This is a genomic window from Acidithiobacillus sulfurivorans, assembly GCF_018853815.1.
In the GTDB taxonomy this organism is placed as follows: domain Bacteria; phylum Pseudomonadota; class Gammaproteobacteria; order Acidithiobacillales; family Acidithiobacillaceae; genus Acidithiobacillus; species Acidithiobacillus sulfurivorans.
The window spans coordinates 1-1415 of record NZ_JAAOMP010000120.1 but is presented as its reverse complement, the minus strand read 5'-3'; the positions used below and the strand labels follow the sequence as shown (position 1 = coordinate 1415).

At 55.3% G+C, this 1415-nt stretch carries 1 protein-coding gene; it reads left to right on the top strand.

What is annotated here, in order from left to right:
* Positions 1–139: 139 nt before the first annotated feature.
* Positions 140–1372, top strand: a complete 1233-nt coding sequence (locus HAP95_RS10365) for an IS256 family transposase (RefSeq protein ID WP_226832717.1) — start codon at positions 140–142, stop codon at positions 1370–1372.
* The last annotated feature ends 43 nt before the right edge of the window (positions 1373–1415 follow it).

Below are 1415 nucleotides of genomic sequence, written 5' to 3'. Positions count from 1 at the left end.
GAGCTATGCTCGAAAGTGGTGTACGGGCGCGTTACAACTGGCTTGAATGAGGTGGCGTACTGTTGCTACAAAGGGTTTCCGACTCAAAGAGCAACATAAGGAGTACGCCGTGGAAAAGAATACCGTAATAGCAGGTGGGATGGGAGAGTTGGGTCTGGGCATTGAAGGGATACTTCGACGCGCGGCACGCTCTCTGATTGAGCAGGCCATAGAGGCAGAGGTGGCGGTATTGCTGGAAGAATTTGCTACGGTGCGGATGGTTGATGGGCGTCAGGCGGTCGTGCGTAATGGGCATCTGCCGGAGCGCGAGATCATGACCGCTCTGGGTCCGGTACCCGTCAAAGTACCCAAGGTGCGGGACCGCTCAGGATCGGGGATCAAATTCAATTCGGTACTGGCGCCTCCGTATGTACGCAAATCACGAACGGTAGCCGCTACAGTACCTTGGCTCTATCTGCATGGGGTGTCTTCCGGCCACATGCAGGAAGCCCTTTCCATTTTGCTGGGTGATGAGGCCAAGGGACTTTCACCTGCGGTGTTGGGACGTCTCAAGGCGGAGTGGGCGCAAGAGTATGCCCATTGGCAACACCGCTCCCTACAGGGAAAGCGCTATGCTTACTGGTGGGTAGACGGTATTTATACGAACCTCCGTGCGGAGGAGGATCCGCGTATCTGCCTGCTGGTGATTATCGGCGTGACGGCAGAGGGCAAGAAAGAGCTGGTCAGTGTCAGTGACGGCCTGCGCGAATCCAAAGCTTCCTGGCTGGAGATCCTGCGTGACCTGCAGGCGCGCGGTCTGGAGACGGCCCCTTTGCTCGCCATTGGGGATGGTGCCATGGGGTTTTGGGCCGCACTGGATGAAGCCTATCCCGAAACTGGTCAGCAACGCTGCTGGGTGCATAAGACCGCCAACATTCTCAACGAACTTCCCAAAGCCCAACAGAGCAAAGCCAAGGCAGCGTTGCAGGAAATCTGGATGGCCGCCAATCGCCAGGCTGCGGAAAAAGCACTAGACGTGTTTGTGCGCAATTACCAGGCAAAGTATCCCAAGGCTGTGGCTAAACTGGAAAAAGATCGGGCTGAATTGCTCGCTTTCTATGATTTTCCGGCCGAACACTGGCGGCATATCCGGACCACCAATGCCATTGAGTCCACCTTCGCTACGGTACGCCACCGGACTACCCGGACGAAGAACTGTGTATCACGCAGCAGCTTTCTGGGATTGGGTTTCAAGATGCTGCAGCAGGCTGAAAAACGCTGGATTGGGATTTATGCTCCAGAGAAAGTCCTGCAGCTTTTTGCAGGGGTGAAATTTATCGATGGCATACCGGCTAACCTAACCCTGCCGGATGATCAACAGACCGCCGCCTGATCTATGTCAGAAAATGCTCATACACCAGATTTGACTATAGCTC